At 63.3% G+C, this 6,930-nt stretch carries 4 protein-coding genes and 2 pseudogenes; 4 read left to right on the top strand and 2 right to left on the bottom strand.

Annotated elements, in window-relative coordinates; all coding sequences use genetic code 11:
• Window positions 1–293: 293 nt before the first annotated feature.
• Window positions 294–1,070 (bottom strand): enoyl-CoA hydratase, encoded by a 777-nt coding sequence (locus BVER_RS22360; protein ID WP_050455144.1) that lies wholly within the window; start codon window positions 1,068–1,070, stop codon window positions 294–296.
• A 136-nt stretch (window positions 1,071–1,206) separates the two neighbouring features.
• On the opposite strand from BVER_RS22360, the pseudogene paaN reads away from it, so the two are divergent.
• From paaN to paaK, 4 genes and pseudogenes are all read left to right on the top strand, one after another.
• A pseudogene (paaN, locus tag BVER_RS22355) lies at window positions 1,207–2,914 on the top strand (phenylacetic acid degradation protein PaaN).
• Window positions 2,915–3,068: 154 nt separating this feature from the next.
• Window positions 3,069–3,858: pseudogene (gene paaG / locus BVER_RS22350) on the top strand (2-(1,2-epoxy-1,2-dihydrophenyl)acetyl-CoA isomerase PaaG).
• A 63-nt stretch (window positions 3,859–3,921) separates the two neighbouring features.
• Complete coding sequence (gene paaI / locus BVER_RS22345; RefSeq protein ID WP_083452300.1) at window positions 3,922–4,308, top strand: hydroxyphenylacetyl-CoA thioesterase PaaI; 387 nt, start codon at window positions 3,922–3,924, stop codon at window positions 4,306–4,308.
• A gap of 86 nt (window positions 4,309–4,394) precedes the next feature.
• Entirely contained in the window at window positions 4,395–5,696 is a 1,302-nt protein-coding gene (gene paaK, locus BVER_RS22340; RefSeq protein WP_050455142.1) for a phenylacetate--CoA ligase PaaK, read from the top strand.
• 13 nt (window positions 5,697–5,709) lie between these two features.
• On the opposite strand, the gene mltA is transcribed toward paaK, so the two are convergent.
• Entirely contained in the window at window positions 5,710–6,918 is a 1,209-nt protein-coding gene (gene mltA / locus BVER_RS22335; RefSeq protein WP_502255032.1) for a murein transglycosylase A, read from the bottom strand.
• Window positions 6,919–6,930 lie beyond the last annotated feature (12 nt).

Genomic DNA, 6,930 nt, shown 5'->3' with positions numbered 1-6,930 from the left:
AGTTTTTAAAGAGCACATCGCAAACTGAAGCGCGGTGACTTGCTACTACCACCGCCCTTCCGTCTTGCGTCGCTGCATCAGCAGCAGAGAGATGAAATTGTGAATAACGTTTTGGTCAGTGTCAACAGGTTTTTAGAACTTTCTGCACCTGCTGCCTGCAACTGAATCATTCACCACCGACCCAGCGCATCCCGCCCAAACCGCCTTTCCCGCTCCCTTCGCGTTCATCGAATCGCGAAGGAACGGAATTCTAGTGACTCCACCGGCAGGATGCAAGGGGGTACGTAGAAAAATCAGCGGTGTTTGAATTCGGGCTTCCGCTTCTCGACGAAAGCCGCCATCCCTTCCTTCTGATCTTCCGTCGCAAACAGCGAATGAAACAGTCGGCGCTCGAAATGAACGCCCTCGGCAAGCGTCGTCTCATAGGCGCGGTTGACCGACTCCTTCGCCATCATCACTGCGGGCAAGGAGAAGCCGGAGATGATCGTCGCGGCTTCGATCGCTTCGTCGAGCAGGCGGTCCGCCGCGACGACGCGCGATACAAGCCCCGCACGCTCGGCCTCGGCGGCATCCATCATGCGGGCTGTCAGACAAAGGTCCATCGCTTTCGCCTTGGACACGGCGCGCGGCAGACGCTGCGTGCCGCCCGCGCCAGGGATGACGCCAAGCTTGATTTCCGGTTGGCCGAATTTGGCCGAGTCGGCCGCGATGATGATGTCGCACATCATCGCGAGTTCGCATCCGCCGCCCAGCGCAAAGCCCGCGACGGCCGCGATGATCGGCTTACGGATCGAGCGGATCGTCTCCCAGTTACGGGTGATGTAGTCGCCCTTGTAGACGTCCATATACGAGTACTTCGCCATCATGCCGATGTCCGCGCCAGCGGCGAATGCCTTTTCGCTGCCGGTCACGACGATGGCGCCGATGTCCTCGTCGGCATCGAAGGCCTTGAGCACGGCGCCCAACTCGTCCATCAGCGCGTCATTCAATGCGTTCAGAGCCTTCGGACGATTCAGCGTGATCAAACCCACACGGCCGCGCGTCTCCACCAGCAGATTCTCGTAAGCCATTCACTTCTCCTTTCGATCCTAAGGTAAGCCCTAATGAAAAGTTGTCTTCACGACATCTCGAAAATGCTACCATTCCAAACCAACCGGTCGGTTAATTATTTGACCTGCCCTCTTCCTTCGTTCCCTTCTCGCGACCATGACACATCCGTTCTTCACGAAGCACGAAGCGACGCTCGACAAAGGGCTCGCAGCAATCGAATCGCGCGGCTACTGGACTCCATTTGCCGAAATGCCGAGTCCCAAAGTGTACGGGGAAAACAGCCAATGTCGACGGCGAAGCGGCGTTCAAGACGCACCTCGGCAAGACGTTCGATATCGACCAGCCGTCTTCGGGCGGGACGGTGGGCTTGGAGCGTTCGCCGTTCGGCATCGCGCTGGATGTCAAATATCCGCAAGCCGATCCCGATGTGCTGATCGAGGCCGCAGCCAAGGCGCAACCGGCATGGCGCGCCGCCGGTCCGCAGGCGTGGGTCGGCGTGAGCCTCGAAATTCTGTCGCGCCTCAACCGCGCCAGTTTCGAGATCGGCTACAGCGTCATGCACACCACCGGTCAGGCCTTCATGATGGCGTTTCAGGCCGGCGGCCCGCATGCACAGGACCGCGCGCTCGAGGCCGTCGTCTACGCTTGGGACCAACTGCGCCGAATCCCGTCCGACGCCCATTGGGAAAAGCCGCAGGGCAAAAATCCTCCGCTCGCGATGCACAAGCGCTTCACGATCGTTCCGCGCGGCACCGGACTCGTGCTCGGTTACTGCACGTTTCCGACCTGGAACGGCTATCCGGGCCTGTTCGCCGACCTCGCCACGGGCAATACGGTGATCGTCAAACCGCATCCGGGCGCGATTCTGCCGCTCGCGATCACCGTGCGCATCGCGCGCGACGTGCTGCGCGAGGCCGGCTTCGATCCGAACATCATCACGCTGCTTGCGACCGATCCCGACGACGGCCCGCTGGTTCAGTCGCTCGCAGTGCGTCCGGAAATCCGCCTGATCGACTTCACCGGCAGCACGCAGAACGGCACGTGGCTCGAGCGCAATGCGCATCAGGCGCAGGTGTACACCGAGAAGGCGGGCGTCAATCAGATCGTCATCGATTCGGTCGACGATCTGAAAGCGGTCGCGCGCAACATCGCGTTCTCGCTCGCGCTGTATTCCGGGCAGATGTGCACCGCGCCGCAAAACATTTACGTGCCGCGCGATGGAATCCGCGCCGGCGACGGCCATCTGAACTTCGACGAAGTCGCGAAGGCGCTCGCCGATGCCGTGCAAAAGCTCACGTCCGATCCCGCGCGCGCCGTCGAGTTGACCGGCGCGATCCAGAACGAAGGCATCGAACGGCGTATCGGCGAAGCGCACAAAGCGGGCGAAGTTCTGCTCGATAGTCAATCGCTCGCGCATCCCGCATTCGCCGAAGCGCGCGTCCTCACGCCGCTGATGCTCAAACTCGACGCCCGCACCGACGAAGCGCAGTTCACCAAGGAGTGGTTCGGCCCGATTTCGTTCGTCATCGCCACCGATTCGACCGCGCAGTCGCTCGACCTCGCCGGTTCGATCGCGCAGACGCACGGCGCGCTGTCGTTCTCCGTGTACAGCACGGACGACGCGGTGCTCGACGCCGCGCACGAAGCGGCGATTCGCGGCGGCGTCGCGCTCTCGATCAATCTGACGGGCGGCGTGTTCGTCAACCAGACGACAGCGTTCTCGGACTTCCACGGCACGGGCGCCAACCCCCCGGCCAACTCGGCGTTGTCGGACGCGGCCTTCGCCAATCGATTCCGCGTCGTTCAAAGCAGGGTCCATGTTGCGCCGAAGGTCGCGCCGGCGGAAGTCGGCCAAACGGCATAGGCAAAAGTACGAAAAAGCGACATTCGCCACGCGCCGTCCGTTTGGCCTATGCCGTTCGGCCGAATGGAAAGGCGCAAACGGCGCGGCTAGTATCGGCATGAAGCTCAAGCCAACCCGCGCCGGCCCGACGCCGGAATCGACGAAAGGAACTGCCATGTCGGAAAAGTCTGTCCTGTATCGAATCGACGACGAGACGCGCGTCGCGACCCTGACGCTCAATCGCCCTGACAAGCTCAACAGCTTCACGCGCGAAATGCATCGTGAAATCAATGGTGCGCTGACGGAAATCGAAGCAAGCGCCGCGCGCGCTGATCGTCACGGGAGCGGGACGCGGCTTTTGTGCCGGACAGGATCTGGCGGACCTCGATTTCACGCCAGGCGCGATGTCCGATCTCGGCGAACTGATCGAGGAGCACTTCAATCCGCTGGTGCGCAGGCTCCGCGCTTCGCCGCTGCCGATCATCGCAGCGGTAAACGGCACGGCGGCGGGCGCGGGCGCGAACCTCGCGATGGCGTGCGATCTGATCGTCGCGGCGCGCTCGGCGAGTTTCATTCAGGCGTTCGTGAAGATCGGGCTGCTGCCCGATTCGGGCGGGACGTGGCTTCTGCCGCGACGCGTCGGCGAATCGCGTGCGCTCGAGCTCACGCTCACGGGCGACAAGCTGAGCGCCGAAAAGGCCGAGGCGTGGGGCATCGTGTGGCGCGTCGTCGACGACGCCGAACTGCAGCAGAGCGCCGCCCAATTGGCCGCGCAACTCGCGCAGATGCCGGCGCGCGCCGTCACGGCCATCAAGCGCGCGATGCAAACGAGCGCCAACAACACGTTCGACCAGCAACTCGATCTGGAGCGCGATATCCAGCGCGATCTGGGAACGTCGCCCGACTATATCGAAGGCGTCGCCGCGTTCAAGGAAAAGCGCGCGCCGCGCTTCGAAGGGCTCTGACAAACACGCCATCTGGAGAAACTCGTGACGCCACAAGAACTCGCGGAAGCCACCGCCCGATCCATGTACGAAGCGGACGCCTGTTCGCGCGCGCTGGGCATCGAACTGGTCGAGGTGCGGCCCGGCTATGCGCGCCTGCAGATGGAAGTCCGGCCAGACTTCCTGAACGGTCACGCCATTTGCCACGGCGGACTGATGTTCACGCTCGCCGATTCCGCGTTCGCCTTCGCGTGCAACTCGTACAACGTGAATACGGTTGCGGCTGGCTGCTCGATCGAGTTCTTGCGGCCCGTCGAAGGCGGCGACCGGCTGACTGCCGAAGCGGTCGAGCAAGTGTTGAACGGCCGCACCGGCATCTACGACATTCGCCTCACCAACCGCGCCAGAGAAGCCGTGGCGATGTTTCGCGGCAAGTCCGCGCAGATCCGCGGCACCGTCATTCCTGTTTGATCGATTGATCGATAGCAAGCAAATCCGACCAAGGCATCGACTGAAAGAACGCGACGCACGCAGAACAGAACATGAGGGAGACATTGATGACGACCGCATTGCCGCTCGAGGCGATCGAGAAAGCGAGCCGCGACGAACTCGCCGCACTGCAACTCGAGCGACTCAAATGGACGCTCAAACACGCCTACGAAAACTCGCCGGTCTATCGGCGCAAGTTCGACGAGGCGGGCGTGCATCCCGACGATGTTCAATCGCTCGCCGATCTCGCGCGCTTTCCGTTCACGACCAAGAAGGACCTGCGCGACAGCTATCCGTTCGGCATGTTCGCGGTGCCTCAGGAACGCGTGTCGCGTATTCATGCGTCATCGGGCACGACGGGCAAGCCGACGGTCGTCGGCTATACGGCGCAGGACATCGATAATTGGGCGAACCTCGTCGCGCGGTCGATTCGCGCGGCCGGCGCGCGACGCGGCGACAAAGTGCACGTGAGTTACGGCTACGGACTTTTCACCGGCGGGCTCGGCGCGCACTACGGCGCGGAACGCGCAGGACTCACGGTCATTCCCTTCGGCGGCGGACAGACCGAGAAGCAGGTCCAGCTCATTCAGGATTTTCGGCCCGACATCATCATGGTCACGCCGAGCTACATGCTGTCGATCGCGGACGAGCTGGAGCGGCAAGACATCGAACCGGCGAACTGCTCGCTGCGCATCGGCATCTTCGGCGCGGAACCGTGGACCAACGACATGCGGCGCGCGATCGAACAGCGCATGGGCATCGACGCGGTCGATATCTACGGGTTGTCGGAAGTGATGGGGCCGGGCGTCGCGTCCGAGTGCGCCGAAACGAAGGACGACCCGACGATTTGGGAAGATCATTTCTATCCCGAAATCATCGATCCGGATACCGGCGAAGTCTTGCCGGATGGCGAATTCGGCAAACTGGTCTTCACCTCGCTCACCAAGGAAGCGCTGCCGATCATCCGTTATCGCACGCGCGATCTGACGCGGCTGTTGCCCGGCACCGCCCGCACGATGCGCCGGATGGAAAAGATCACCGGCCGCTCCGACGACATGATGATCGTGCGCGGCGTCAACGTATTTCCGACGCAGATCGAGGAATTGCTGCTGAAGCAACCCGTGCTCGCGCCGCACTATCAGATCGTGCTCACGAAAGACGGTCCGCTCGACGTATTGACGCTGAACGTGGAACCGTGCCCCGAATCCGCGCCGGACTTAACGGCGCTCGACAACGCGAAGTCCGCGCTCACCTACGACATCAAGGCGATGATCGGCGTAAGCGCGGAAGTCGTGGTGCTGGCGGTGAACGGTATCGAGCGGTCGGTCGGCAAGGCGCGGCGCGTGGTCGACAAACGCAAGCTCGGATAGCGCCGCGCGCGCGTCAGGAATTCGGCATGAGCAACCACATCCGGCCGCCCTGCTTCATGCGTCCGGCGAGGTCGCCGGCGTCGTCGCCGAGTCCCCAGAAATAGTCGGCGCGCACGCCGCCCTTAATCGCCGTGCCGGTGTCTTGCGCGAAGACCAGGCGGTTCATCGGCTGATTGCTGAGCGGACGCGTGGTTTGCAGAAACACCGGCGTACCGAGCGGGATCGCTGAAGGATCGACGGCGATCGAACGTTCAGGCGTGAGCGGCACGCCGAGCGCGCCGACCGGCCCGTCGCCCATGCTCGCGGCCATCGGATCGTTCGACGGCATCTCGCGGAAAAACACGAAACGCGGATTCACGTCGAGCAGCGCATCGACGCGCGACGGATTCGCCTTCGCCCACGCCTTGATGCCCTGCATCGTCGCTTGCGCGGGCGTGAGTTCGCCCCGGTCCAGCAGTTCGCGACCGATCGACCGGTACGGCTGGTTGTTCGTCCCGCCGAAGCCGACGCGCATCACGCTGCCGTCTTCCATGATCACGCGGCCCGAGCCTTGCACCTGAAGGAAAAACACCTCGATCGGATCGTCGACCCAGACAAGTTCGTTGCCGTTCAGCGCGCCGGAGCGCTCGAGTTGCGCGCGCGTCGGCAGCGTCGTGCCGGTCTTGAAACGATACGGCCAGCGATACAGCGCGTACTGATACGACCCGTGCCGCGTGCGCGAACCGTGCAGCAGCGGCTCGTAGTAACCGGTCACGAGACCGTCGAGCGTGCCGTCGTTGTTGGCGAGTTGAAACGGCGTGAAGTACTTCTCGAAGAAATCGCGCGCCGCCGACATATCGAGATCGTCGAGCCGCTGCGCCGCCGCGCACGGCCGCGCCCATTTGGCATCGCGCGCGAGCCGGCTGCAGTTCTGACGCAGCGCGGCGGTCGCGCCGAGCAGCGAATCGTCCGTCCAGCCCGGCACTTGCTGCCAGCTCACCGCCGTCAGACGCTGCGCGGCACGCTGTCCCGGCACGATGGGCGCGCCGCCGGGGACGCCCGCCGTGGTGCTGGTCGGCTTCACGTACGTGCCGCCGCCGCACGAGGCGAGCAGCACGGCGGTGGCGATCGACGCGGCCCAGGCCGCTACCTGTGCGGCTCTCGGCCGCGCGAAACGCATACAATGCTCGTTCTTGATGGGAACCGCCATGTCTGATCTGTTCGACGAATATCCAATGCTCATATTCGGGCTCGA

The organism is Candidatus Burkholderia verschuerenii (assembly GCF_001189365.1).
Lineage (GTDB): Bacteria > Pseudomonadota > Gammaproteobacteria > Burkholderiales > Burkholderiaceae > Caballeronia > Caballeronia verschuerenii.
The sequence above is the reverse complement of the archived record's forward strand: the minus strand, read 5'-3'. Positions and strand labels throughout refer to the sequence as shown.